Annotated in this window: 23 protein-coding genes; 13 read left to right on the top strand and 10 right to left on the bottom strand. The window is 68.3% G+C overall.

What is annotated here, in order from left to right; genetic code table 11:
* Positions 1 to 130: 130 nt before the first annotated feature.
* Positions 131 to 931 carry an enoyl-ACP reductase gene (locus tag F788_RS0103845; RefSeq protein WP_018870002.1) on the bottom strand — a complete coding sequence of 267 codons (801 nt, stop codon included), beginning with the start codon at positions 929 to 931 and terminating at the stop codon, positions 131 to 133.
* A gap of 88 nt (positions 932 to 1,019) precedes the next feature.
* Positions 1,020 to 2,597, bottom strand: coding sequence for a LysM peptidoglycan-binding domain-containing protein (locus F788_RS0103850; protein WP_051080603.1), 1,578 nt, complete (start codon positions 2,595 to 2,597; stop codon positions 1,020 to 1,022).
* Between the two features lie 91 nt (positions 2,598 to 2,688).
* Between F788_RS0103850 and F788_RS0103855 the strand changes: the two genes are divergently transcribed.
* Genes F788_RS0103855 through dnaQ form a run of 3 tightly spaced genes read left to right on the top strand, consistent with a single transcriptional unit; the run spans position 2,689 to position 4,571 of the window.
* Complete coding sequence (locus tag F788_RS0103855; protein ID WP_019589303.1) at positions 2,689 to 3,363, top strand: hypothetical protein; 675 nt, start codon at positions 2,689 to 2,691, stop codon at positions 3,361 to 3,363.
* Entirely contained in the window at positions 3,356 to 3,817 is a 462-nt protein-coding gene (gene rnhA / locus F788_RS0103860) for a ribonuclease HI (RefSeq protein ID WP_019021223.1), read from the top strand. Before F788_RS0103855 ends, rnhA begins: the two co-directional genes overlap by 8 nt.
* Before the next feature lie 37 nt (positions 3,818 to 3,854).
* Positions 3,855 to 4,571 carry a DNA polymerase III subunit epsilon gene (dnaQ, locus tag F788_RS0103865; protein ID WP_019589304.1) on the top strand — a complete coding sequence of 239 codons (717 nt, stop codon included), beginning with the start codon at positions 3,855 to 3,857 and terminating at the stop codon, positions 4,569 to 4,571.
* 7 nt (positions 4,572 to 4,578) lie between these two features.
* Here the strand turns inward: dnaQ and smpB are convergent, their stop codons facing one another.
* Positions 4,579 to 5,058: an SsrA-binding protein SmpB gene (smpB, locus tag F788_RS0103870; protein WP_018869997.1), complete on the bottom strand. Its 480-nt coding sequence runs from the start codon at positions 5,056 to 5,058 to the stop codon at positions 4,579 to 4,581.
* A 110-nt stretch (positions 5,059 to 5,168) separates the two neighbouring features.
* Here smpB and F788_RS0103875 point away from each other — a divergent pair, with 110 nt between their 5' ends.
* Genes F788_RS0103875 through F788_RS0103885 form a run of 3 tightly spaced genes read left to right on the top strand, consistent with a single transcriptional unit; the run spans position 5,169 to position 7,289 of the window.
* The gene (locus tag F788_RS0103875) at positions 5,169 to 6,527 is read left to right on the top strand and encodes a sodium-dependent transporter (protein ID WP_019589305.1); all 1,359 of its coding nucleotides are present in this window, start codon (positions 5,169 to 5,171) and stop codon (positions 6,525 to 6,527) included.
* Positions 6,527 to 6,967, top strand: a complete 441-nt coding sequence (locus tag F788_RS0103880; protein WP_018869995.1) for a type II toxin-antitoxin system RatA family toxin — start codon at positions 6,527 to 6,529, stop codon at positions 6,965 to 6,967. The genes F788_RS0103875 and F788_RS0103880 overlap by 1 nt, the downstream gene beginning before the upstream one ends.
* Positions 6,960 to 7,289: an RnfH family protein gene (locus F788_RS0103885; protein ID WP_019589306.1), complete on the top strand. Its 330-nt coding sequence runs from the start codon at positions 6,960 to 6,962 to the stop codon at positions 7,287 to 7,289. The genes F788_RS0103880 and F788_RS0103885 overlap by 8 nt, the downstream gene beginning before the upstream one ends.
* Positions 7,290 to 7,317: 28 nt before the next feature.
* Here F788_RS0103885 and F788_RS0103890 read toward each other — a convergent pair whose 3' ends face one another.
* On the bottom strand, positions 7,318 to 7,677 hold the full coding sequence (locus tag F788_RS0103890; protein ID WP_018869993.1) for an outer membrane protein assembly factor BamE: 360 nt from the start codon (positions 7,675 to 7,677) through the stop codon (positions 7,318 to 7,320).
* 101 nt (positions 7,678 to 7,778) lie between these two features.
* Between F788_RS0103890 and fur the strand changes: the two genes are divergently transcribed.
* Positions 7,779 to 8,204 (top strand): ferric iron uptake transcriptional regulator, encoded by a 426-nt coding sequence (gene fur, locus F788_RS0103895; protein ID WP_019021218.1) that lies wholly within the window; start codon positions 7,779 to 7,781, stop codon positions 8,202 to 8,204.
* A gap of 36 nt (positions 8,205 to 8,240) precedes the next feature.
* Here fur and recN read toward each other — a convergent pair whose 3' ends face one another.
* A complete protein-coding gene (recN, locus tag F788_RS0103900; protein WP_019589307.1) occupies positions 8,241 to 9,905 on the bottom strand; it encodes a DNA repair protein RecN in 1,665 nt (554 codons plus the stop codon).
* A 1-nt stretch (position 9,906) separates the two neighbouring features.
* Positions 9,907 to 10,785, bottom strand: a complete 879-nt coding sequence (locus tag F788_RS0103905; RefSeq protein WP_019021216.1) for an NAD(+) kinase — start codon at positions 10,783 to 10,785, stop codon at positions 9,907 to 9,909.
* Positions 10,786 to 10,900: 115 nt separating this feature from the next.
* Here F788_RS0103905 and hrcA point away from each other — a divergent pair, with 115 nt between their 5' ends.
* The 4 genes from hrcA (at position 10,901) to dnaJ (ending at position 15,982) form a co-directional block, all read left to right on the top strand.
* Positions 10,901 to 11,962 carry a heat-inducible transcriptional repressor HrcA gene (gene hrcA, locus F788_RS0103910; RefSeq protein ID WP_018869989.1) on the top strand — a complete coding sequence of 354 codons (1,062 nt, stop codon included), beginning with the start codon at positions 10,901 to 10,903 and terminating at the stop codon, positions 11,960 to 11,962.
* Between the two features lie 99 nt (positions 11,963 to 12,061).
* Positions 12,062 to 12,640 carry a nucleotide exchange factor GrpE gene (grpE, locus tag F788_RS0103915; protein WP_018869988.1) on the top strand — a complete coding sequence of 193 codons (579 nt, stop codon included), beginning with the start codon at positions 12,062 to 12,064 and terminating at the stop codon, positions 12,638 to 12,640.
* 124 nt (positions 12,641 to 12,764) lie between these two features.
* On the top strand, positions 12,765 to 14,699 hold the full coding sequence (dnaK, locus tag F788_RS0103920) for a molecular chaperone DnaK (protein WP_018869987.1): 1,935 nt from the start codon (positions 12,765 to 12,767) through the stop codon (positions 14,697 to 14,699).
* A 137-nt stretch (positions 14,700 to 14,836) separates the two neighbouring features.
* Positions 14,837 to 15,982 carry a molecular chaperone DnaJ gene (dnaJ, locus tag F788_RS0103925; protein WP_019021213.1) on the top strand — a complete coding sequence of 382 codons (1,146 nt, stop codon included), beginning with the start codon at positions 14,837 to 14,839 and terminating at the stop codon, positions 15,980 to 15,982.
* Positions 15,983 to 16,006: 24 nt separating this feature from the next.
* On the opposite strand, the gene F788_RS0103930 is transcribed toward dnaJ, so the two are convergent.
* From F788_RS0103930 to epmB, 3 genes are read right to left on the bottom strand one after another with little or no spacing between them, the layout of a single operon-like run.
* A complete protein-coding gene (locus F788_RS0103930) occupies positions 16,007 to 18,073 on the bottom strand; it encodes a GGDEF domain-containing phosphodiesterase (protein ID WP_019589308.1) in 2,067 nt (688 codons plus the stop codon).
* Positions 18,074 to 18,091: 18 nt separating this feature from the next.
* The gene (locus F788_RS0103935; protein ID WP_019589309.1) at positions 18,092 to 19,957 is read right to left on the bottom strand and encodes a hypothetical protein; all 1,866 of its coding nucleotides are present in this window, start codon (positions 19,955 to 19,957) and stop codon (positions 18,092 to 18,094) included.
* A gap of 42 nt (positions 19,958 to 19,999) precedes the next feature.
* The gene (gene epmB / locus F788_RS0103940) at positions 20,000 to 21,058 is read right to left on the bottom strand and encodes an EF-P beta-lysylation protein EpmB (RefSeq protein ID WP_051080611.1); all 1,059 of its coding nucleotides are present in this window, start codon (positions 21,056 to 21,058) and stop codon (positions 20,000 to 20,002) included.
* A 100-nt stretch (positions 21,059 to 21,158) separates the two neighbouring features.
* On the opposite strand from epmB, the gene efp reads away from it, so the two are divergent.
* Both efp and epmA read left to right on the top strand, forming a co-directional pair.
* Complete coding sequence (efp, locus tag F788_RS0103945) at positions 21,159 to 21,722, top strand: elongation factor P (RefSeq protein ID WP_019589311.1); 564 nt, start codon at positions 21,159 to 21,161, stop codon at positions 21,720 to 21,722.
* Positions 21,723 to 21,732: 10 nt separating this feature from the next.
* The gene (epmA, locus tag F788_RS0103950) at positions 21,733 to 22,713 is read left to right on the top strand and encodes an EF-P lysine aminoacylase EpmA (RefSeq protein WP_019589312.1); all 981 of its coding nucleotides are present in this window, start codon (positions 21,733 to 21,735) and stop codon (positions 22,711 to 22,713) included.
* 18 nt (positions 22,714 to 22,731) lie between these two features.
* Here epmA and asd read toward each other — a convergent pair whose 3' ends face one another.
* Positions 22,732 to 23,595 carry an archaetidylserine decarboxylase gene (asd, locus tag F788_RS0103955; protein WP_019589313.1) on the bottom strand — a complete coding sequence of 288 codons (864 nt, stop codon included), beginning with the start codon at positions 23,593 to 23,595 and terminating at the stop codon, positions 22,732 to 22,734.
* Between the last annotated feature and the right edge of the window lie 59 nt (positions 23,596 to 23,654).

Raw genomic sequence — 23,654 nt, forward strand, 5'->3', positions numbered from 1 at the left:
AAGAGGGAGTAGAGAAAGAGCCGGGCGGTATCAGGCCGCCCGGCCGCGCACAAAAAAAGGCCCGGCCAGATGACTGGCCGGGCCTTTCTCGGTTCAGAGACCCGGCGGCCGGCAGGCCGCCGCTTGTGGCCTAGCTGTCGAGGCCGATCTCGTGCTGGCCGAGGCCGACGGTGTTGTAACCGGAGTCGACGTACATCACCTCACCGGTGATGCCGGAAGCCAGGTCGGAGCACAGGAACGCCCCGGCATTGCCAACCTGATCAATGGTGACGTTGCGCCGCAGCGGGGCGTTGCTCTCGACATGGTCGAGGATGCGCTTGAAATCCCCGATCCCGGATGCCGCGAGGGTGCGGATGGGGCCGGCGGACACGGCGTTCACGCGAGTGCCCTCCGGACCGAGGGTGTAGGCCAGATAACGGACATTCGCTTCAAGGCTCGCCTTCGCCAGTCCCATCACGTTGTAGTTGGGCATGGACCGCTGGGCACCCAGGTAGCTGAGCGTCAGGATGGAGGCATCGCGATCCTTCATCATCGCGCGTCCGGCCTTGGCGAAGGCCGCCAGCGAGTAGGAGCTGACATCATGCGCGGTGCGAAAGCCGTCGCGGGTCATGTTGTCGAGGAAATCGCCGTCCAGTTCCTCCTTGGGCGCATAGGCCACGGAGTGAACCAGAATGTCGACGCCGTCCCAGTAGTCGTCCAGGTGTTCGAAGACCTGTTCGATCTCTTCGTCGCTCTCGACGTTGCAGGGAATCAGGATGTCCGAGTCGAAATCGGCGACCAGTTTTTCCACGCGGTCGCGCATCCGTTCGTTCTGATAGGTGAAGGCCAGCTCCGCGCCCTCCCGGTGCAGCGCCGCGGCGATGCCATAGGCGATGGAACGGTTGCTGGCGACCCCGACGACCAGGGCGCGCTTGCCGGTGAGAAAGCCCATGAAACTCTCCTTGCTGGTTTGATGCGATTGGCGTCGCGGACGCGTACTTCGGGGATCATACCGATGTGCCCCGGGTCGGGCCAGCGCGTCAGCTGTCCGCGCGGGCCACGGTCGCGTCGTCGTGCTCGATGTGCAGGACCAGGGTTTCACCGGCGCGGATGCGGTCGCCGTTAAGGCCGTTCCAGCGCCGGACATCGTCCACCGAGACCTCGAAGCGCCGGGCGATGCCGGACAGCGAATCCCCCGGGCGGACCTCGTACTGCACCGTGCCTTCATCGCCGTGTGCCGCCGCGACCTGCAGTACATCCCCGGGCTGCAGGGTGGTGTCGCGCCCGAGGTCGTTGACCCGGCGCAGCTCGCTCAGGCTCATGCCGGTGGACTGGCTGATGGTCCAGAGGCTGTCGCCGCGGCGGACTTCGTATTCCGTCAGTGAATCCGCATCGCCGGCCTCGGCGACGGCCGTGCCGGCCCCGGCGTCGTCCCCGCCCACCGGCAGGCGCAGGGTCTGGCCCGCGCGAATCAGGTCGCCATTGAGATCGTTCATCTGCCGTACGACCGCGACCTCGGTGCCGGCGTCGCGTGCGATACGGCCGAGGTTGTCGCCCGCGCGCACGGTGTATTCGCGGAAACGCAGCAGCGGATCGTCGCCGTGTTCCGCCAGCGCGGTTTCCAGGCGGTCCGCGGCTTCGGTCGGCACGAACAGGTGCCGCGCATGCTCGGGATGCGTGGCATGCCGGTGGTAGCCGGGGTTCAGGCGTTCCAGCTCGGCGCGGTCCAGCTCGGCCATGTCCGCGACCAGGGCCAGATCCGCCTGGCGTTCCGGGCGGATGATCTCGAGTGCCGGTTCGTTGGCCACGGGGGTCAGGGTCACGCCGTGTTCATCCGGGGCGCGGAACAGCTCGCGCAGGGCCAGCAGGCGGGGAACGTAGGCATGCGGTTCGGCCGGCAGGTCGAGGCTCCAGTAGTCGGTGTCGCGGCCCTGCGCGGCATTGGCCTCCATCGCCCGGCGGACGTTCCCCTGGCCCCAGTTGTAGGCGGCCAGGGCGAGGTACCAGTCGTCGAAGCGGGAATGCAGGTATTCGAGATAGTCGAGTGCCGCCAGGGTCGACTGGTAGACATCGCGCCGGCCGTCGTACCAGTCGTCGCGGTGCAGGTCGAAATGATCCCCGGTGGACGGTATGAACTGCCAGATCCCGGCGGCACGTCCGCTGGAGGTGGCTTCCGGGGCATAGCCGCTCTCCACGATGGGAAGCAGCAGGAGTTCCGCCGGCATGTCACGAGCCTCGAGCTCCGACAGGATAAAATAGGCGAAGGGTTCGGCCCGCCGCGTGGAGAGTTCGATGATGCGCGGCTGATCGCGATAATGGTCGAGATAACGCTGGACGCGATCGTGGTCGAGTTCGTCGCTGAAACCGTAGTTCAGCCGGGCACGTTCCCACAGGTCGTCGGTTTCGGCGGCACGCTTTTCCGCCTTCTCGGCCTGGCGCTGCATGGCGGCTTCGACGTCTTCGGTGTCGTAGGTGCGCGCCTCGGCCGGACTCCCGGTACCGGTGTCGGCGGTATCCAGTGACCGCTCGCGGTCGTGTAGGCTACAACCGGAGAACAGGGCCACGGTAACGGCGAGGGCCAGCGGGCGAACGGGAACAGCGGGGCATCGAAGTTTCATGGGGACGAAGGATAAACCAGCCAACCCGGAGCACCAAGCACGGGCACGCGATTGCCTCGCCCGGTGGTATGCCCAGCCTCAGGGCCAGCGGGTGCGCGAGCGCCTGCTGGATCGCATGCGCCGCCACGCGACCGGGAGCCCGCTGAACGTTGCGGTGGAACTGGCGCCGGCGCCGTTGATGGATCCCGACGCCCCGGATCAGGCACGGGTGCTGCGCGTGGCGGATCCGGGGGCGCAGGTCCGGATCGATCCGGAGGCCTGGGCGCTGGAATCCGCCGGGGCGCGGATCATCGTGCTGGGCCATCCCTGCAGCTGGAGTCCGGAGCCGCAGGTGGTGGTCAACGAGGCGGCCCGAGTGCTGGAGCCCGAGGGGCATCTGTTCATGCTGGAGGCCAACCGGCTGCACGGCGATCCGGAAGCCGGGCTGCGCCCGTCCCCGCTGCCCGAGGGACTGCGCAGCGTACGCTATCGGGGGATGCTGGCGGCCGCCGGCCTGGAAGTGCTGGAGCAATGGAACCTCAGCGTGCTGCCGCCCGGCCTGCCGGTGGCCTGGCAGCGCCGGCTGGCACGCCTGGACCGCTGGGCTCTGCGTGGACTTCCCCCGCTGGCCGGGGTCATTCTGACCATCGCGCACAAGCGGGTGGAGGAGCCCCTGCGGCCGGCACGAGCGCTGCGCTTCGCGCCGCCGACGGGTGCTCCCGGCGTGGCCGTTTCGCGCGTATCATGCGCCGGCGAACGCGGCCGAACGAGGGACGGCAATGAGTGACGACGACGAGCGGGTGTACATCTATACCGACGGCGCCTGCCGCGGCAACCCCGGTCCCGGCGGCTGGGGGGCGGTGCTGCGCTACCGTGGGCACGAGCGCGAGCTGTACGGCAGCGAGGCCGAGACCACCAACAACCGCATGGAGCTGACCGCGGCCATCCGCGCGCTGGAGACCCTGCAGCGACCCTGCCGGGTGGAGCTGGTGACCGACTCCAAGTATGTGAAGCAGGGCGTGACCGAATGGCTGCCCGGCTGGAAACGGCGCAACTGGCGCTCGGCCAGCGGCCAGCCGGTGAAGAACCGGGACCTGTGGGAAGCCCTGGATGCCGAGGCGGCGCGCCATTCCATCGAGTGGTACTGGGTCCGCGGCCACAGCGGGCACCCGGAGAACGAACGCGCCGACGAGCTGGCGAATGCCGGCATCGACGAACTCCTGAGCGGGGCGGCCAGCTGAGCCATCCGCGGGACGACCGAACCGAAGGGAACGCAACATGCGCCAGATCGTGCTGGACACCGAGACCACCGGCCTGGAACCGGCGGACGGGCACCGCATCATCGAGATCGGCTGTCTGGAGGTGGACAATCGCCGGCCGACCGGCCGGGTGTGGCATCACTTCATTCAGCCGGATCGTGAGATCGATGCCGGTGCGGTGGCGGTGCACGGGATCGACAACGAGTTTCTCGCGGACAAGCCGCGTTTCGCCGACCTGGCGGGGGAATTCGTGGAGTTCGTGCGCGGGGCGGAACTGGTGATTCACAACGCCCCGTTCGACATCGGCTTTCTCGATCACGAGCTGGCGCTGCTGGGCGAGCGGGCGCCGGCGACTTCCATCGGCGAGATCTGCGGGGTGCTGGATTCGCTGGTGCTGGCGCGGCGCATGCATCCGGGCAGCCGCAATTCGCTGGATGCGCTGTGCAAGCGCTACGGGGTGGATGCCTCGGACCGGACGCTGCACGGCGCGCTGCTGGACGCGGAGCTGCTGGCCGATGTCTATCTGGCGATGACCGGCGGGCAGGTGAGCCTGACCCTGGACAGCGACAGCGAGCAGGATACTGGGGATCAGGCGCCGGCGCGGGCACGGCGTTCGGGGCAGCCCCTGCCGGTCGTGGAGCCGTCGGCGGAAGAGGCGGCCGCCCATGCCGAGCTGCTGGCAGTGCTGGACGAGGCGGCCGGGGGTGCCTGTCGCTGGCGCGCGGCCCGCGAGTGAGCCCGCATCAGCCGTTCTTCATGATGCGCGCGCGTTCGCGCTGCCAGTCCTTTTCCTTCTTGTCGGCGCGCTTGTCGTAGGCCTTCTTGCCCTTGGCCAGGCCGATCTCCACCTTGGCCCGGCCGCGTTTCCAGTACAGGGCCAGCGGGACCAGGGTGAAGCCGCGGCGTTCCACCGCACCAATCAGTCGGTTGATCTCGGAGCGGTGCAGCAGGAGCTTGCGCGTGCGGCTCGGATCCGGATTGATGTGCGTGGAGGCGGTGGGCAGCGGGGTGAAATGGGCGCCGAACAGGTACGCCTCGCCGTTGCGCAGCAGGACATAGGCCTCGCTGATCTGTGCGCGGCCGGCCCGCAGCGACTTGACCTCCCAGCCCTCGAGGGCCAGCCCGGCTTCCAGCCGGTCCTCGATGTGGTAGTCGTGACGCGCGCGGCGGTTGAGCGCGATGGTACTGGAGCCGTCTCCGGCGGTTTTCTTCTTCTTGCCCATGGGGGCGGAGTGTACTCCAGGCGTCAACGGCGGGCATCCATGGACCGGCACTCAGTTGAGTGCCGGCCGGCCTTGGCTCACAATCCACGGGCAAAAACACGGAGATCCGCATGCCACCCACCGCATCGATCCATGGTCAATGGACCACCCGCCTGGCCTTCATCCTCGCGGCGACGGGCTCGGCCGTCGGGCTCGGGAACATCTGGCGTTTTCCCTACATCGCCGGCGAGAACGGCGGTGGCGCCTTCGTGCTGGTGTATCTGGGCTGCATATTGCTCATCGGCCTGCCGGTGATGATCGCCGAGATCATGCTCGGCCGGCGCGGGCGGCAGTCACCGATCAATACCATGACCAGCCTGTCGCGCGAGGAAGGGGTCCCGGTCGGCTGGGTCTCGATCGGCTGGATCGGCGTGGTGACCGGCTTCCTGATCCTGTCGTTCTATTCGGTGGTCGCGGGCTGGGCCCTGTCGTATATCTTCAAGAGCGGGGCCGGCGGCTTTGTCGGCCTGGACGCCGGGGGTTCCGAGGCGATGTTCGACGGCATGCTGGCCTCCCCCGAGGCGCTGCTGGCCTGGCACACCATCTTCATGGTGATGGTGGGCATCGTGGTTGCGCGCGGGGTGCAGTCGGGGCTGGAGAAGGCCGTGACCATCCTGATGCCGCTGCTGTTCGTGATGCTGCTGGTGATGGTCGGCTATGCGGTGGTGCAGGGCAACTTCGCCGAGGGTCTGGCGTTCATGCTGGCGCCGGACTTCTCCGAGTTGTCCGCCAACGCGGTGCTGCTGGCCATGGGGCAGGCCTTCTTTACCCTGAGCCTGGGCATGGGCGCAATCATGATCTACGGCAGCTATCTGCAGAGCGACGCCTCCATCCCGCGCACCGCCGGGGTGGTCGTGGGGGCGGATACCCTGGTCGCGATCGTGGCCGGGCTGGCGATCTTCCCGATCGTGCTGGGCGCCGGGCTGTCGCCGGGCGAGGGGCCGGGGCTGATCTTCGTGACCTTGCCGCTGGCCTTCGGCGAGATGCCCGGCGGGCTGATCTTCGGGACGGTGTTCTTCATCCTGTTGAGCTTCGCGGCCTGGACCTCGGCGATTTCGATCGCCGAGCCGGCGGTGGCCTGGCTGGTGGAAACCGTGGGCATGACGCGGGTGGCTGCGACCACGGTGCTGGCGATCGCGGCCTGGACCCTGGGGATCGCAGCGCTGCTGTCGCTCAACGTCTGGTCGGACTACACCCTGTTCGACATGGGCGTGCTCGATTTCCTCGACTACCTGACCGCGAATATCCTGCTGCCGCTGGGCGGATTCCTGATCGCGCTGTTCGCCGGCTGGCGCATGACCCGCGGGTCGGTGAGTGCGGAGCTGGCGATGCGCTCCCCGGCGCTGTTCGGGCTGTGGTACTTCCTGGTGCGCTTCGTCGCGCCGGTCGCGATCCTGCTGGTGTTCCTGCGTGCGGTGGAGCTGATCTGATGGGCTCGAAGATCCAGCGTTCGGCCGACGTGCCGTATTCGCGCGAGCAGATGTTCGACCTGGTGGACGACATCGACTCTTACCCGGAATTCCTGCCGGGCTGTCGCAGCGCGTCCGCACGCAACCGCAGCGAGAACCAGGTGGAGGGCACGATCGAGCTCGCCAAGGGGGCGCTGCACAAGTCGTTCACCACCCGCAACACCCTGCGGCGGCCGGAGTCCATCGACATCCGTCTGGTGAAGGGGCCGTTCCAGCGCCTGCACGGCACCTGGCGCTTCACCGAGCTGGAGGGCGGCGGCACGCGCATTTCGCTGGAGCTGGAATTCGAGTTCGCCAGCCGGCTGATGTCGTTCGCGATCGGCCCGGTGTTCCACCAGATCGCCAACTCCCTGGTGGACGCCTTCGTCCGCCGCGCGCAGGAGGTGCACGGGAATGGCTGAGGCAGACGATGGTGGCGAGGGGCCGATGACGGTCGAGGTCGCCTATGCGCGGCCCGACCGTCAGGTGATCCTGTCGCTGGAGGTCTCGCCCGGAACGACCGTCGAGCAGGCGCTGCGCCAGTCCGAGATCGACCGGCAGTTTCCGGAGATCGATCTGGACAATGCGAAGGTGGGGATCTTCGGCAAGATTACCCGCCGCGATACCGTGCTGCGGCCGCGCGACCGGGTGGAGATTTACCGCCCGCTGATCGCCGACCCGAAAGAGGTGCGGCGCCAGCGTGCCGGCAAGGGCAAGACGAAAGAAAAGGGCGGGGAGGCGTGACCCCGGTGACGCCGCCCGCCCGTCTCCCTCAGTCGTCCATGTCCACCGGGTGGTCCTCCAGGGCGACCGGCTGCGGCACGTCGGAGTCGATGTAGGCGACCACGCCGTCCTGGAAATACACGCTCACGCGCTGGCGTTCGGTGGGGCCGATCCCCGGACGCCGGTAATAGACATAGTCCCAGCGGTCCTCGCTCTTGAAGGCCGCGTCCAGTTGCGGCGTCCCCAGCAGGAAACGCACCTGGCCGGGCGTCATGCCGGGCTGGACTCGCGCCACGTCGGTGGCGTCGATCACGTTGCCCTGCTGCACGTCGAGACGGAACTGGTTAAAGCCACTGCACGCGGTAAGCGTGCTTGCGGCGACCGCGATAGTAATGAGAATCTTGTACATCGAGCGCGCGGGACCTTGAACGAGTCTGGAAACGCGCATGGTACACCAAAGCATCCGGTGGCTCTCAATGCCCGGAGCCCGACGCGATGCAGGGATCGTGCATGGAAACGAGCAATCTCAAGAAGGCCGGTCTGAAAGTCACGCTGCCGCGGATGAAGATCCTGGAGATCCTGGATCAGTCGGAGACGCGGCATCTCACGGCCGAGGCGATCTACCGCGAGCTGCTGGATTCCGGCGAGGAGATCGGCCTGGCCACGGTGTATCGCGTGCTCACCCAGTTCGAGGCCGCCGGCCTGGTCTGCCGGCTCCATCTGGAGGGCAACCAGGCGGTGTTCGAGCTGGAGCGCGGCGGCCACCACGACCACATCGTCTGCAACCAGTGCGGGCGGGTCGAGGAGTTCTACGACGAGACCATCGAACAGCGTCAGCAGCAGATCGCCTCGGACTACGGGTTTTCGATCCGGGATCATGCCCTGGTGCTGTACGGCGACTGCAGCGACGAGGCCTGCCCCCGCCGCCCCGCCTGAACCCTCTCCCCACCGGGCTTCGCCGGGGGAGTCGTCTCAGTCCCCGGGCGTTTGCAGCAGCTCCCGTGCGTGGGCGCGGCTGCTCTCGGTGAGGGCACTGCCGCCGATCAGGCGGGCCAGGGCGTCTACCCGGTCTTCGTGATCGAGACGCCGGATGCCGGTGCGGGTGTGATCCTCGGCCGTGGTCTTGGCCACTTCCAGCTGATGATGGGCCTGTGCGGCGACCTGCGCGAGATGGGTGACGCACAGCACCTGGTGGCGTTCCCCCAGCCGCCGCAGCTTGCGCCCGACGACCTCGGCCACCGCGCCGCTGATGCCCGAATCGACCTCGTCGAAGATCAGGGTGGGCACGGTCTGTTGCTGGCTCGCGAGCACCTGCAGGGCCAGGCCGATACGCGACAGTTCGCCGCCCGATGCCACCCGGGCCAGCGGCTGCGGGGTCTGGCCGGGGTTGGCGGCGACGCGGAATTCCACCCGGTCGGCGCCATGGGCGCGCGTTTCGTCGTCGGGTTCCACGGCGATCTCGAAACGTCCGCCGGCCATGCCCAGTTCCTGCATGGTCTCGGTGACAGCGGTCTCGATGCGCCGCGCGGCCTGCTCGCGTGCGCGGGTGAGTTCCGCCGCGGCGTCTTCCAGCGCGCTGCGCGCCTGCGTGGCCCGGGCCTCCAGTTCTTCGACCGTCCGGTCGCCGGATTCCAGGTGCTCGAGTTCGTCCTGCAGCCGTTGATGCAGCCCGGGGAGTTCCTCCGGTTCGACCCGGTGCTTGCGCGCCAGACGCAGGTACTCCCCCAGTCGCGCATCCAGTTCCGCCAGGCGCTGCGGGTCGGGGTCGATGTCCTCGGCCAGCCGGCGCAGGGTGTCCCCGGCCTCGTCGATCTGGATGCGGGCCGACTCCAGCAGCTCGATCCCGGGCTGCAGGCGGTCGTCATGGCGGGCCGCCTCCTGCAGCCGGTGCAGCATCTGGCCGAGCAGGGCATCCAGCCCGTTGTCCTCGCCGATGGTGTCGTCGGCCGCCTGGAGGGCCTGCAGGACCTCGGTGCCATGCGCCAGCCGGCTCTGTTCGGTGGAGAGCTCGGGGTATTCGTCGGGCTCCGGCGCCAGTTCGGCCAGTTCGCCGGTCTGAAAACGCAGCAGGTCCAGCCGGTCGCCGGCCTCGGCCAGTTCCGCACGGGCCTTTTCCAGGGCGCTGCGGACCTCGCGCCATTGCTGGAAGGCGGTAGACACCGCATGGCACAGGGGCGCCTCGACAAAGCCGTCCAGCCAGGCCCGCTGGGTATCGCGCCCGAGCAGCTGCTGATGGGCATGCTGCCCGTGGATGTCGACCAGCCACTGGCCCAGTTCCCGCAGCTGGGTAACGGTTGCGGGGCGCCCGTTGATCCAGGCGCGGCTCTTGCCCTGGCGCGTCAGCACGCGGCGCAGCAGGAGCGGGTCGCCTTCCTCGCCGGCCAGACCGGCCTCGGCGAGCCAGGCATGCGCCGGGCTGTTGTCCGGCAGTTCGCATTCGGCGCCCAGCTCGGCCTGTTCGGCGCCCTCGCGCACCATGGAGGCGTCGGCGCGGTCGCCCAGCAGCAGGCCGACCACGTCAACCAGGATGGACTTGCCCGCCCCGGTCTCGCCGGTCAGGGCGTTGAGGCCGTCGTCGAGCTCGAGTTCGAGTTCGTCGACGATGGCGAAATCGCGGATGTGGATCAGGCGCAGCATGTCAGGGCTGTTCTCCCCAGCGCAGCTTGGAACGCAGCATGCGCAGGAACTGGTGATTGTGCGGGTGGATCAGGGTCATGCCGTATTCCCGGCGGCGGATGCGCAGGCGGTCGCCGGGCCCGAAGTCGACGTTCTCCTGACCGTCCAGCGCGACCTGTGCCGGCGAGCGGCTGTCGGGGGACAGCTGGATCTCGATGACCGAATCACCGCCCACCACCAGCGGGCGGTGGTTCAGGCTGTGCGGCGCGACCGGGACGATCACCATGCCGTCCATCTGCGGGGTGAGGATGGGGCCGCCGGCCGACAGGGCGTAGGCGGTGGAGCCGGTGGGCGTGGCCACCACCAGCCCGTCGGCCCGCAGGCGCCCGACGTCCACGCCATCGATGGTGGTGTCGAACTCGATGATGCGCACCACGCTGAGTACGTGCAGCACGGCATCGTTGACCGCGACCCCGGTGTGCACGGTCACGCCGTCGCGCACCACTTCGGCCTCCAGCATGGAGCGCGGTTCCAGCACGTAGGCGCCGTCCAGGACCTCCCCCAGTTCCTCCGCCGCGGTATCGGGGGATACGTCGACCAGGAAGCCCAGGCGGCCGAGATTGATCCCCAGCAGCGGCGTGCCGATCCCGGCGGTGACCCGGGCGGTCGCCAGCAGGGTGCCGTCGCCGCCGATCACGATCAGCAGGTCGGCTTCGCGCGCCAGCTCGCCGACCGGCCGGATCGGTACGTCGGCCGGGCGCTGGAAGCCCTGGATGTCGGCCTCCATCAGTATGTGTCGCTCGCGCTCGCACAGCAACTGTACCAGCCGCTCCACCAGCGGAGCGGTGCGCGGGTCGTTGGCCTTGCCGATCAGGCCGACGGTCTTGAACTCTGGCATCATGCCGGCATTATCCGGAAAACGGGGCGGTCCTGCACGCGGCCGCTTGACGGCGGGGCGCGGTCCCCGAACACTTGGACGGTTGTGGCACTCGTCCGGAAGGAGCGCTGACAGAAACATGAACGACTCGTCGATTCAGCTGGATGCCCGCGAGCGGACCCTGCTGCGGACGCTGATCGAGAGCTATATCAGCGATGGTCAGCCGGTGGGGTCCCGCAACCTCGCGCGCGCCTCGGGCCTCAAGGTGAGCGCCGCGACGGTGCGCAACGTGATGGCCGATCTCGAGGATCGTGGCCTGATCCAGGCGCCGCACACCTCGGCCGGGCGGGTTCCGACCACCGCCGGCTACCGGCTGTTCGTCGACAGCCTGCTGGAGGTGCGCAAGCCCAGTCGCGAGCAGATCGATGCGATCGAATCGCGCTTCGATCCCGGCGCCTCCACCCAGGACCTGCTGGACAGCGCCAGCAGCGTGCTGTCCCAGGTGACGCGCATGGCCGGGATGGTGCGGCTGCCGCGGCATCGCAACGTCGCGTTGTCGCAGATCGAGTTCCTGCGGCTGGGCGAGGGCCGGGTGCTGGCGATCCTGGTGATCGACGGCCGCGAGGTGCAGAATCGCGTCCTCGAACTGGAGCGGGACTTCAGTCAGGACGACCTGCAGCGCATGGCCAATTATCTCAACGCGCATCTCGCGGGGAAGAGCCTGCATACGGTGCGCGCCGAACTCCTGCGGGAAATGCGCGAGGTGCGCGACGACCTGGACGCGCAGATGCTGGCCGCCATCGACCTGGGCGAACAGGCGCTGGGCGACGAGGACCCCGACGATGTCGTCGTGGCCGGCCAGACCCAGCTGCTGGGCTACGAGGAGCTTTCCGACATGGAGCGCCTGCGGCAGCTGCTGGAAGCGTTCAACGAGAAGCGAGAGATCCTCGGCATCCTCGACCAGTGCATCCGCGGCGACCGGGTGCAGATCTTCATCGGCCGCGAGTCGGGTCTCGACTGGTTCGAGAACTGCTCGGTGGTGACCGCGCCCTACAGCGTGGAAGGCGAGGTGGTGGGTGTGCTGGGTGTGATCGGCCCGACGCGCATGTCCTACGACCGGGTCGTGCCCATCGTGGACGTCACCGCACGATTGCTGGGCTCGGCCTTGAATGTGCGCGGGGAATCCCCAGACTCCCAGTAAACACCGCGAAGGCGGGGCCGCGAGCCCCGCCTTCCTGCTTGTGCGCCGGCGACAGGCGGCGCCCGTCCGAACAACACTCGATACGAACGCGAGGGAAGCATGTCCGAACAGCCGGAATCCCGGGAAACCCCCGAAAACGAAGCGCAGGAGTCGCCCTCCCCCGAGGAACAGGAAGCGGCCGCGGCGGCCGGCGAGGCCGATCGCATCCAGGAGCTGGAGGCGCTGGCCGAGGAGCGGCGCGACCAGGCCCTGCGCGCGCAGGCCGAGCTGGAGAACCAGCGCCGGCGCTTCGAACGCGAGCTGGAGAACGCGCACAAGTATGCGATGGAGAAATTCGCCTCCGAGATGCTGGAGGTCTGTGATTCCCTGGAGATGGGGCTGCAGGCCGCGCGCGAGTCGCAGGACGTGGACCGCGTCATCGAGGGCGTGGACCTGACCCTCAAGAACCTGCACAAGGTCTTCGACAAGTTCGGCATCCAGGCCGAGGAGCCCACCGGCGAGCGTTTCGATCCGGAGCGCCATCAGGCGATGTCGATGCAGGAGGATCCCGAGCAGCCGCCGAACACCGTGGTCGCGACCATGCAGAAGGGTTACATGCTGCAGGACCGGGTCCTGCGTCCGGCGATGGTCATGGTCTCGAAGGCGCCCAGTTCCCCGGGCATCGACGAGAACGCCTGACCACTCGCCGGTCACGAATTCCGGCCGGGGCGGTTGAAAAGGCCGCCACGGCCCCCAGATCACCGTACAAACGGGCAGGGGCGTCCCCTGTGCCGCGAACTTTCAATTTCAGGAGAATTCAGCCATGGGCAAGATGATCGGAATCGACCTCGGGACCACCAACTCCTGCGTCGCCGTGATGGAAGGCGACCAGGCCAAGGTCATCGAGAACGCCGAGGGCGCGCGCACCACGCCGTCCATCGTCGCGTTCAGTGAAGATGGCGAGGTGCTGGTCGGCCAGGCCGCCAAACGCCAGGCGGTGACCAACCCGCACAACACCATCTTTGCGGCCAAGCGACTGATCGGCCGCAAGTTTGACGAGGGCGAAGTGCAGAAGGACATCGACCTCGTCTCCTACAGCATCGTCAAGGCCGACAACGGCGACGCCTGGGTCGAGGTGCAGGGCAAGAAGATGGCCCCGCCGGAGATCTCCGCGCGCGTGCTGCAGAAGATGAAGAAGACCGCCGAGGATTACCTCGGGGAAGAAGTGACCGAAGCGGTCATCACCGTGCCGGCCTACTTCAACGACTCGCAGCGCCAGGCGACCAAGGACGCCGGCAAGATCGCCGGGCTGGAGGTCAAGCGCATCATCAACGAGCCGACGGCCGCCTCGCTGGCCTACGGCATGGACAAACAGCGCGGTGACCGCAAGATCGCGGTGTACGACCTGGGCGGTGGTACCTTCGACATCTCGATCATCGAGATCGCCGAGGTGGACGGCGAGCACCAGTTCGAGGTGCTGGCGACCAACGGTGATACCTTCCTCGGCGGCGAGGACTTCGACAATCGCCTGATCGACTACCTGGCCGACGAGTTCAAGAAGGACCAGGGCATCGACATCAAGGGCGATCCGCTGGCCATGCAGCGCGTGAAGGAAGCCGCCGAGAAGGCGAAGATCGAGCTGTCCTCCGCGCAGCAGACCGAGGTCAACCTGCCGTACATCACGGCCGACAATACCGGGCCCAAGCACCTGGCGATCAAGGTCACCCGGGCCAAACTGGAGAGCCTGGTCGAGGACCTGATCCAGCGCTCCATCGAGCCCTGCAAGGTCGCCCTGAAGGACGCCGGCCTGTCCGCCTCCGAGGTGGACGACGTGATCCTGGTCGGCGGTCAGACCCGCATGCCCAAGGTGCAGGAAGCGGTCTCCGGCTTCTTCGGCAAGGATGCGCGCAAGGACGTGAACCCGGACGAGGCGGTCGCGGTCGGCGCCGCGGTGCAGGCCGGCGTGCTGGGCGGCGACGTCAAGGACGTGCTGCTGCTGGACGTGACCCCGCTGTCGCTGGGCATCGAGACCATGGGCGGCGTGATGACCAAGCTGATCGAGAAGAACACCACCATCCCGACCCGGGCGCAGCAGGTGTTCTCCACCGCCGAAGACAACCAGACCGCGGTGACCGTGCACGTGCTGCAGGGCGAGCGCGACATGGCCAGCGCCAACAAGTCGCTGGGCCGCTTCGACCTGCAGGACATCCCGGCGGCGCCGCGTGGCGTGCCGCAGATCGAGGTCACCTTCGACATCGACTCCAACGGCATCCTGAACGTCTCGGCCAAGGACAAGGCGACCGGCAAGGAGAACAAGATCGTCATCAAGGCCTCCTCCGGCCTGTCCGAGGACGAAGTCGAGCAGATGGTCAAGGACGCCGAGGCCCATGCCGAAGAGGACAAGAAGTTCCAGCAGCTGGTGCAGGCGCGCAACCAGGCCGATGCCATGGTGCACTCCGCCGAGAAGTCGCTCAGTGATCTGGGCGATCAGGTCTCCGACGAGGAACGCTCCGAGATCGAGTCGGCGGTGAGCGAGGTCAAGACCGCGATGGAAGGCGACGACGCCGAGGCCATCGAGCAGGCCACGCAGAAGCTGACCGAAGCCTCCGGCAAGATCGCCGAGAAGGCCTACGCGCAGCAGGGCGGTGACGCCGGGGCGGCCGATGCCTCCGGGGAAGCCGGTGGCCAGCAGCAGGGCGACGACGTGGTCGACGCCGAGTTCGAGGAAGTCGACGACAACGACAAGAAGAACGGCTGATCGGCCGTGGCCGGCCGGCCACGCGCCGGCCGGTTTCCCTTGCCAGCCACCACGCCCGGGCCCGCGCATGCGCGAACCCGGGCGCTTTCGTTCCCGGCAACGGCTGAACGCCCCGGACCATCCGCAGGAAAACGATCATGGCAAAACGCGATTACTACGAGGTGCTGGGGGTGTCGAAGGACGCCTCCGCCGCCGACATCAAGAAGGCCTTTCGCCGTCTGGCGATGAAGTATCACCCCGACCGCAACCCCGGGGATGAAGATGCCGAGGCCCGTTTCAAGGAGGCCCGCGAGGCCCACGACGTCCTCAGCGACGACCAGAAGCGGGCGGCCTACGACCGCTACGGCCACGCCGGCGTGGACGGTTCGGCCGCCGGCGGCTTCGGCGGCGGTGCCGGAGGGTCCAACTTCAGCGACATCTTCGAGGACATCTTCGGCGACATCTTTGGTGGCGGCGGCGGTCGCGGCGGGCAGCGTGCCTACCGCGGCTCCGATCTGCAGTACAACCTCGAGCTGACGCTGGAGGAAGCGGTGTTCGGCACGGAGGTGCAGATCCGCATTCCCACGACCAGCAGCTGCGAGGCCTGTGACGGCTCGGGCGCGGAACCGGGCACCTCCACCGAAACCTGCCCGACCTGTAATGGCATGGGGCAGGTCCGCATCCAGCAGGGATTCTTCTCGGTGCAGCAGACCTGCCCGCGCTGCCAGGGAAGTGGACGCATCATCCCCACGCCCTGCAAGGCCTGCGGCGGTCAGGGCCGGGTGCAGGAGCAGAGCACCCTGGACGTCAAGGTCCCTGCCGGAGTGGACACCGGCGACCGCATCCGCCTGTCCGGACAGGGCGAGGCGGGCCTCAACGGCGGCCCGCCGGGGGACCTCTACGTGCAGGTGCGGGTCAAGCCGCACCAGCTGTTCCGCCGCGATGGCAACGACCTGCACTGCGAGGTCCCGATTTCCTTCGCCACCGCCGCGCTGGGCGGCGAGCTGGAGGTGCCGGCGCTGGACGGCCGGGTGAACCTCAAGATCCCGCCGGAGACCCAGAGCGGCAAGCAGTTCCGGGTCAGCGGCAAGGGCGTGAAATCGGTGCACGGCGGCGGCGTGGGCGACCTGATCTGTCGCGTGGTGGTGGAGACGCCGGTCAACCTGACCAAACGGCAGAAGGATCTGCTGCAGGAGTTCGAGGAAGAGACCCGGGCCGGCGGCACCAAGCACAGCCCCAAGGAACACTCCTTCTTCGACGGGGTGCGCTCGTTCTTCGACGACCTGAAGTTCTGGTCGAAATAGGGCCGGGAGCCGGCCCCGAGCGCGTCAGACGGACTCGAAGTCGAAGTCCGGCTCGGGCATCGGGGCCTGCAGGAAGAAGCCCTGCACGAGGTTGACGTTCAGGCCGTACAGCACGGCCAGCGCCGAGGCATCCTCGATGTGGGGGACGATGACCTGCTTGCCCTTGGCGTGGGCGGCCTCGGTGTATTCGCGGATCGTCTCCTGGTTTTCCTCGCTTTCGGCAAGATCCTTCACGAACGAGGCGTCCAGCTTGATGTGGTCGGCATCCAGGTGCTGCAGCAGCTGGAACGGCTTGAGGCCGTTGCCGAAATCGTCCACGCACAGGTGACCGTGCATTTCCTTCAGCCCGCGGCCCACGTTCATCGCCGGTTTGAGATGGGTGACGATGGTCGGTTCCTTGAGTTCCACCACCACGTTGTCCGCGGGGATGCGCAGGGCGTGCAGGTCGTCGTTCAGCCAGGTCAGGACGGACGGGTCGCCCAGCGAACCGTTGGTCAGCTTGAGGAAGAACTGCGTGCGCGAGTCCTTCTTCAACTGCCGGGCCAGCACCGCCAGGGCATGGCGCAGGATCCAGCGGTCGATCCGGGTCGCCACTTCGGTGCGTTCGGCGCTGGGCAGGAATTCCACCGGCTCGTGTACCGTGCCGTCGGGATCCAGCAGGCGCACGAACACGCTGTAACGCGGACGGTCGGCGCCGTGCAGGTTGACCACCGGCTGATAGCGCAGCTCCAGACGGTTCTCCTCCAGCGCCTCGAGGATGCGGTTCTTCCATTGCTGATCCAGCTGCGCCTGGGTCAGCTCGCCCTCGGCGGGACGGTAGAATCGATGGGTGCCGCCACCGGCCTTCACCGCGTCTTCCAGTGCACGGTCGGTCTGCGCCAGCAGTTCCTCGGTATCCGGCGCGGTCTCGTCGGCGATGACCCCGCCGGCCGAAACGCTGCCATGGGTGGACAGCGTGCCCACCTCGAACACCCGCGAGGCGATGGCCTCCTGCAGTGCATCCAGGCGTTCTTCCGCGGCGGCCTGCTGGGCTTCGGGCATCAGCACACCGAAGCGTTCGGCCTCCAGCCGTGCGACCACCGCGGTTTCCGGGAAATGGCTCTCGATGATCTGGCCGACGTCGGCCAGCATCAGGTCGGCCCCGGACATCCCGGCGTTGGCGCGGATTTCGGGGAAATGGTCCACCGCCACGGTCAGCAGGGCAAAGGGCTTTTCGGTTTCCGCGGCCCGCGTGCGCGTGGTTTCGATGGCGTCCTGGAAGTACTGTCGGTTGTACAGGCCGGTGACCAGGTCGCGCTGTGACAGATAGTCGATCTTCTGCGCCAGCTCCTTGTCTTCGCCGGAGCTGAGCTGGACCTGGGTCGCGGCCTCGCCTTCCACGGTCGTGGAGGACAGGTGCAGCTCCGCCTCGAAGGCCTCGCCGTCCATCGTGCGCAACTGGAAACGTTGCGCCATGGCCTCCTCGCTGCCCTCCTGGTAGCTGCGCAGGAAGCGCTTGAGGTCGTCGCGGCTCTCCGGCGCGACCAGATCCATCAGCGGCAGGCCCTCGATGTCGTCGGGGTCGTCAACGCCGAAGCGTTCGCGCCAGGAGGCGTTGGCGTACACATGCATGCCGTCATGGATGTAGGCGATGGCGTCGCGCGAGTTGTCCAGCAGCAGCTGGCTGCGCCGCTCGGACTCCTGCAGCGAGTTCTCCATGCGCTTGATCTGCTGGCGCAAATGCAGCGAGTCGGCCGCACGCAGGGTCAGGATCGCGGTGAGCTCCACCAGCTGATGGTCCACCACGGCGAATACACCGGCCTCGTAGTCGGGCAGGCGTTCCTCCTCCGGGCGTTCCGTCATCAGGACCAGGGGGGTGCGGCGGCCACTGGCCTGCAGGGCCGCATCCACGTCGCTGCGCGCCAGATTCAGCCCGGGTTCGGTGAAGACGACGACGTCGAAGCGGGTTTCACGCAGCGCCGCGGTCAGGCCCTCGCCGTCATCGACCTGCTCCGGGCGAACCGCGCAGCCACGCGACCGGATACTGCTGATGACCTGCTCCGCCAGGTTGGGGTTGGCGGTCACGAAGAGGACGCGAATGGATTCGATCATGGAAGTGGGGGTACTCGGTTAATGCGGGTCCAGGGAGAGCGCATCTCCCGCATCCGGGGTTCCCGGCTCGTCGGTCGGGGCTTCATCCAGCTCGATATCGGTCATGCGGCAGCCGACTTCGGTGAACAGTGTAGTGCCCGTGCGCTCTGCGTCCAGCGCCAGTACGCGTGCGCGGCCGTTGAGCCAGACGACCAGACGATTTTCGTGATCGAATTCCTGTGCCGGCAGGAACAGCGCCGCTCCGTCCTGGCCCACGCGCACCGGCGTGAACAGGCCCGGCCGGGCCTCGCGAATCGCACGACCGGCGCGGAAGAGCTGGATCAGTACCGGCATGCAGCGCTGTGCAAGGTACTCCACGCCAATGCTGATCTCGTCGTCGGTTTCGAAACGGATCCAGCGCAGCACGCCGACGGTCCAGCCGATCTGTTCCGGGTCCTGTTCCCGCAGTCCGACCAGGTCGCCGATCAACAGGGTCTGTTGCGGGTTCTGCAGGCGCAGACGAACCCCGCCCGCGCCAATGTCCTCGACCTGCCAGTGCTCGGGCTGCTGACGCTTGACGATGGGGGCCTGCGGCTCTTCGTGGTCGGCGATCTCGAGACCACGACCGACATCTTCCCATGCGTGTCCGGCGCGGTCGGTGCCACGGTCGGCCAGCGGACGGGGGTCATCGTCGGGCTCCGTCGCATGCGGTTCGTCGGACAGGCTGAGGCCGCTGTCGGCACGCGCGGCCTCCGACATCCGGATGACGTTCACGGTGGCCGGCCGCCCGTCCGGGTGAACGTCGTCGTCACCGGTGTCGGGGACCGCGGCGTCGGTCGGGGCAGGGCGTGCGGGGCCCTTGCGGCTGTCCAGCGCGGCCTGCATGTAGGCCTGGATGCGGGTCAGGCCGAACAGGCAGTAGCGCTGTTCGTCGGCGGTCTCGCGCGAGTGGCGACGGGTCGGCAGCCGCGACCACAGGCGCAGCATGCGCTCGGCCAGCGTGCGACCGTCGGCCCGGCGTGCGGGGTCCAGCGATTCGGGCTGGTTGCGCAGGGCCTCCAGCAGGGTCCCGAGTTCGACATGGGTGCTGCTTTCGCCGGGCGGCAGGTTGCGCAGGACCAGACCGGGCGGGTGGTCGGTGTCCAGATCCGCGCGCAGGACCGGGAGGTCCGGGTGTTCTTCGGGGCTCGGGGCTTCGCTGCAGGCGACCGGGAGGCCGGCGATCCAGTGGGCCAGGAGGTCGATGTCGCCGATTTCCAGGGCATTCACGCCGGTGCTGCCAAGCACGAACAGGCGTGCCGTGGTGGCATCGATCGAATCCGGGCCGAGCGGGCTGATCGCGGTTTGGCGCAAGGCCTTTTGCCGATCCACTCCCAGCTCGCGGGCGAACCACAGCAGACCGTAGATCTGTCGCCACAGGCCCCGAGGAAGCGGCTGATACAGCCGCCAGTGATGGATGGCCAGCGCGGCCAGGGCATCCACGGCGGCCTGCAGGTGCGGGGTGGCCTTCTCGCGCGAGGCCTTGTTGCCGGGCACGCTGACCGGGGTCAGCAGCAGATGCATGTTCGCCAGTTCGCGCAGCGCGTCACCGAAGATCCGGGCGCGGTGCAGGCTGCGTTCGGCCAGCGGCAGTGGCCGCCGGCGCAGCCCGCGTTCCACCTCCGGGATCAGGGGCAGCAGGTGTTCTTCGATGATGTCCGCGAGTTCGTCGCGCACACCGGGCTTGAGGGCGACCCGGTTGAGCGAGCCGAGCAGGGCACAGAGTTTTTCGAACGCCGTCTCGCGGTCGGCGCGGGGCAGCTCCTCGCACCAGGCCCGCAGCGCCCTGGCCGTGTGCGGCGGGAACCCCTCGGGGCTGGGTTCCGCCTCGGGAAGGGGAGGGAAAACGGCATCCGAATCGATCATGGTCTGTTCCGGAAAGTGGGAAGATCCCCTGAAGGTACCCGATCAAAAGTCAGGGTAAAAGTCGGGGAATGACGTTTCGCCGTCAGCCGGTATTCCGGCGATCGGGGTTTTGCCCGGTTCACCGGCGATTTCGCGCACCCGGCGGGGGAGCAGGTAGCCCGGGAGTCGGCGGTGCATTTCCCGGTAAATGGCGGCGGCGCGGTCCGGAGGTACCTCGAAGTGCGCGGTGCCGCGGGTGCGGTCCAGGCAGTGCAGGTAATACGGCAGCACGTCGTGGCGAAAACCGCTCTCCTGCAGTTCGACCAGGGTGTCGGCGTCGTCGTTGACCCCGGCCAGCAGCACGGCCTGATTGAGCAGGGTGATGCCGATCGCCCGCAGGCGTTCCAGCGCGCGATCGGCCGGGGCCGCGAATTCGCGCGGGTGGTTGGCATGCAGCACCACCACGTGCTGCAGGCGCCCCTGCCCCAGCCAGCCCAGCAGGGCGTCGTCCACCCGCTCCGGCAGCACCACCGGCAGGCGGGTGTGGATGCGCAGGCGTTCGAGGTGGGGAATGGCTTCCAGACGCGCCACCAGCCGCGCCAGCCGGGTGTCGGACTGGCTCAGGGGGTCGCCGCCGCTGAGGATGACCTCGTGGATGTCGGGGTGCGCCGCGAGATAGTCCAGTGCCGGGCCCCAGTCGTCGCGTGCGGGGTTGTGGTCGGCGTAGTCGAACTCGCGGCGGAAGCAGTAACGGCAGTGGATGGCGCAGGCCCCGGTGGTCAGCAGCAGGGCGCGTCCGGCGTACTTGTGCACCACGCCCGGCGCGGCCAGCGCGTCATGGTCGCCGACCGGGTCGGCGACGAAGCCGGGCACCTCGTCGGTCTCTTCCGCCAGCGGAAGCACCTGGCGCAGCAGTGGATCCTTCGGTTCGCCGGGCACGATGCGGGCGAGCCAGCTCTCCGGTACCCGGATCGGGAAGCTGGCGTGTCCGGCCTGCATCCCGGGCAGGTGCTCCGGGGCGAGGGACAGGCGCCGGGCGAGGGTGGCCGGGTCGCGGATCGCGGTAGCCAGCGAGTGTTGCCAGCGGGGCGTATGGGTTGCCGGCGGCGTACGCGTTATCATGATCGGATTTTTGGGCATGGTCGGTTCCCGGCGGGACGGCCGGCCCGCGTCGTTTGAACGGCTGGAAGAACTGGCTGGAAACCTTCGAGGACTACGCGCAATGGCAACCTACAGTACCAACGAATTCAAGGGCGGTCTCAAACTCCTGCTGGACGGCGATCCGATGTCCATCGTCGAGAACGAGTTCGTCAAGCCGGGCAAGGGGCAGGCCTTCAACCGCGTGAAGCTGCGCAACCTGCGCACCGGGCGCGTGGTGGAGAAGACCTTCAAGTCGGGCGAGTCGGTGGAAGCCGCCGACGTGCTCGAGACCGAGATGCAGTATCTCTACAACGACGGCGAGTTCTGGCACTTCATGACCCCGGAGAGCTTCGAGCAGTATGCGGTGAGCAAGGCCGCACTCAATGGCTCCGACCAGTGGCTGAAGGAACAGGACATGTGCACCGTGACCCTGTGGAACGGCGAGCCGCTGTCGGTGGAGGCCCCGTCCTTCGTCGAGCTGCAGATCACCCAGTGCGACCCGGGCATCCGCGGCGACACCGCCCAGGGCGGCACCAAGCCGGCCACGCTGGAGACCGGCGCAGTGGTCAAGGTGCCGCTGTTCGTCGAGGAGGGTGAAACCATCAAGGTGGACACCCGCAAGGGTGAATACGTCTCGCGCGTCTGAACCGGCGTTCGTGTCGGACTGGCGGCCGCGGGCCGCCGGGGCCCGCGTGGCCCGGGCCCGCCTGCTGGCCGAACTGCGGGGCTTCTTTACGCGCCGCGGCGTGCTGGAGGTGGAGACCCCGATCCTCGGTCGGGGCACGGTCCTCGACCCCGCCATGGAGAGCTGGCACGCGCAGGCCGGCGATGGCGCCGGCGGGCGCATGGAGGGCTGGCTGCAGACCTCGCCGGAATACCCGATGAAGCGCCTGCTGGCGGACGGGGCGGGCGACATCTACCAGATCGCCCGGGTGTTTCGCGGCGGTGAAAGCGGCGTTCGCCACAACCCCGAGTTCAGCCTGCTGGAATGGTATCGCCTCGGGCTCGACGACCGGACGCTGGCCGACGAGGTGGTGACCCTGCTGCAGGAGATCTCGGCGGCGGACCCGGCCTGGCACGTGCCGGACCCGGAGCCGCGGGTGGTCGCCTACCCGGACCTGCTTGACGAGGCCCTGGGCGTCGATGCGCTGAACGACGACGCGGCGCGCCTGCAGGCCGTGGCCGCGGAGCGCGGCCTGACCGTCCACGGCGAACTGGACCGCGACGCCTGGCTGGATGCTTTGGTGTCTCTGTGCGTGGTGCCCGGGTTTCCGCCGGGGCGCATCACCATCCTGCACGACTACCCCGAGAGCCAGGCGATCCTCGCCCGGCGCAGTCGCCAGCGTCCCGGCTGCGCCGCGCGCTTCGAGGTCTACTGGGGCGATCTGGAACTGGCCAACGGCTATTTCGAGCTGACCGACCCGGTGGAATTCCGCCGGCGCCGCGAGCAGGACCGGGCGCGGCGGCGCGCGCGCGGCCAGCCGGAACCCGCGGCCGATCCGTTCCTGGAGGCTGCGCTGGAAGCGGGACTGCCCGACTGCGCCGGGGTGGCGCTGGGGGTGGACCGCCTGCTGATGCGCCTGCTGGGCGAGGACGATATCCGGCGGGTGATCGATTTCCCCTGGGGATGCGCCTGAAGCGCCCGCGGCGGCGGCTCAGTCCCGGTCGGTGTAACGCCCCAGGGCGCTGCGCACCCGCACCTCGGTTTCGGGCGTCAGCGCCGGGTCCAGTTCCAGCGGCCCCGGGGGCAGCAGCAGGACCACCGACGATCCCAGGTTGAAGCGGCCCATCTCCGCGCCGCGCTCCAGTGCGATGTCGCGCTCCGGCCAGGTCACGCAGCTGGCCTCGCGCGCCGCGGGCGGCGTGATCTCCCCGGCCCACACGGTCTCGATCGAGCCCACGTTCTGGGCGCCGATCAGTGCCATCGCCATGGGGCCGAAGCGGGTGTCGAACAGCGCCACCACGCGTTCGTTGCGGGCGTAGATGCGCGGCACGTGGCGCACGATGCGCGGCGCCACCGAGAACAGCCGCCCGGGGACATGGATCGCGTGGGTCAGGGTGCCGTCCAGCGGCATGTGCAGGCGGTGGTAGTGGCGCGGGGACAGATACAGGGTGACGAAATGCCCGTCGCGAAACGGCACCGCGAGGTCGTTCTCGCCGCCCAGCAGTTCTTCCACCGAATAGTCGTGCCCCTTGGCCTGGAAGATGCGCCCGGCCTCGATGCGCCCGCTGGCGCTGACCCGGGCATCCGCCGGGCTGACCACGGTCGCGGCGTCGCCCTCCAGCGGGCGTACCCCGTCGCGCAGGGCGCGGGTGAACAAGGCGTTGAAGCTGGGGTAGGCGGCGATGTCCGGCTCCGCGGCCTCGCTCATGTCGAGCTCGAAGCGGCGGACGAAGGCACGCAGCAGCGGCTGGACGCGCGGGGATTCGATGCGGGCCAGCCGGTGCACCAGCCGCGACAGGGCGTGATGGGGCAGGGCGCGGGACAGGCGGGCAAGCCAGGGATCGACGGCGCTCATGGGGTTCTCGTGGCGTGGGATCGGGTGCATGATGCCGGCTGCGGTTTATCATGACGACC

The sequence above is a fragment of the Thioalkalivibrio sp. ALE10 genome, assembly GCF_000381385.1.
Lineage (GTDB): Bacteria > Pseudomonadota > Gammaproteobacteria > Ectothiorhodospirales > Ectothiorhodospiraceae > Thioalkalivibrio.